At 50.6% G+C, this 1,784-nt stretch carries 1 pseudogene; it reads right to left on the reverse strand.

From position 1 onward, the window contains the following. Positions 1 to 338 precede the first annotated feature (338 nt). A pseudogene (locus tag PG883_RS23370) lies at positions 339 to 1,724 on the reverse strand (ISNCY family transposase); the annotation flags it as partial. Positions 1,725 to 1,784 lie beyond the last annotated feature (60 nt).

The following is a 1,784-nucleotide window of genomic DNA, read 5'->3' on the forward strand; positions in this document are numbered from 1 at the left end:
CCGAAGGAAGTGCGCACTAAAGTAGCGTAAACAAGACACCGGTTTGAGGCCGGTGTCAGGTGATAACTAGATCTATACAATCAAATCAAGTATGAACTTCTACAAATAAACTCAGCATATGCAGACCTTATTTACACAGGCCTAATTTATGATCGTGCTCTCTGCTGCCACAGGTTTATCGCATCTTGAACAACTGGTGACGGAGATTCATCTCTTGGCCCTGTTATTTGCGGCCTTCCCCGTTTACGTTTTACCGCTGTCTGTGTAGCTTCATTGGCAATATCGGCAAGTTCTAGCCTATCTAATTGTGCCTCCATCCGTTCACCACTGACATCCAACAGCGCCTTGTAATACTGTTCTTCCCCCAGTCGATTCGGCTTTACCTTGTCTGGATGTGGCCCACGACGTCGGTTGGCTGTCGGGGTGTTCGGCAAACTACGTGAACGCACATCATCCCGCATCGTCTGTACTTCCTGAGCCATCTGCAAAACGTGGCCAAGCCGCTTGTTATCGACAATAGCCCCCTGATTGACCGGTGCAAGCCGATCATTAATGCAGTAATCCAACAGGTTGCCATCAGGGCCACGTAATTCAACCCGATCATCGCAATAGTGATAAACCACAATTTCTCGTCCAATCAGACGGCGTTGGGAAGGCGTATCCATCAACAGATATTGCACCTTGTCATATTGCGTCGTAAGCCGTTTTGAGATCAGCCTTGGCTCTTTCCAAAGCAGGATATGATCCAAATTATCATGTGGGCTCAAGGGGCGATGTACATCCAGTTCATGCAATGGAGCTTTGCCAAAACGTCGGTTGTAATCAGCGATAAAGTCCGGTAGCCATTTATTAGCATCGTCTATCGAGCTGATGCCAGCTAACCTCAACTCCTTCACCAACCTATCCTGTAAGGTCAGGTGTGCACGTTCGACACGTCCCTTGGCTGCACTGCTATGGGCACAGAACCCCTCGATATTGAGTTCGTCCAGGGCTCGCGCAAACTGTGTTTGTCCCTCACCACGGGAGGACTTGTGATTCACCCTAAAAACGCTGGCCTTGTCGCTGTAAAGGGCCAGTGGCTTGCCATGTGCGCTCAGATGATCGCGCAAGGTACTAAAATAGGCGAATGTAGACTCGGAATACACAAACCGCAGAGCAGTGATCTGGCTAGTAGCGTCATCCACGAACACGATGGCAGTACATGCAGGCCCTCTTTCCTCAAACCATCGGTGATCACAACCATCGATCTGGATCAATTCGCCGAAGCAAGCACGCCGGTAGCGAGGCTGTTGGATTCTTGGAGGGCGTTGCCGCCGTGGCACCCATAGTCCCATATTGATCATCAGCTGGCGTACCGTAGACACGGCAAGGTGGAGATCGTGCAGCTCGGCCAGCTTTTCTGCTGCGAGGGTAGGGCCGAAGTCGGGGTAATGCTGTAAAATCAGTTGCCCAGCTAGTTCCTTCATGCCGGTCGGCAACTGGTGATTACTGGGCTTACCAACGCGCAGTGATCGTAATCCTAGCGGCCCCTCCACCCGATAACGCGCCAACAGGTTGTAGACCTGTCTGGTACTCAGATTAATGCGTTGTGCCGCGATACTGGCAGTCAATCTACCCTCTGCAAGGGCTTCAATGGTCTTTAACCGATCCACTTCCTTCATGGTAAACACTCTCTCACGATGGGGCACAGGCAGTCTCCTTAGTGATGGCGGGTATCCTTCCATCAGACCGATTGTGCAATTTCAAATCAACCCAATCGTGAAATTACAACTCAACGCTTACAA

The sequence above is a fragment of the Aeromonas sp. QDB25 genome (assembly GCF_027707725.1).
Taxonomy (GTDB): Bacteria; Pseudomonadota; Gammaproteobacteria; order Enterobacterales; family Aeromonadaceae; genus Aeromonas; species Aeromonas caviae.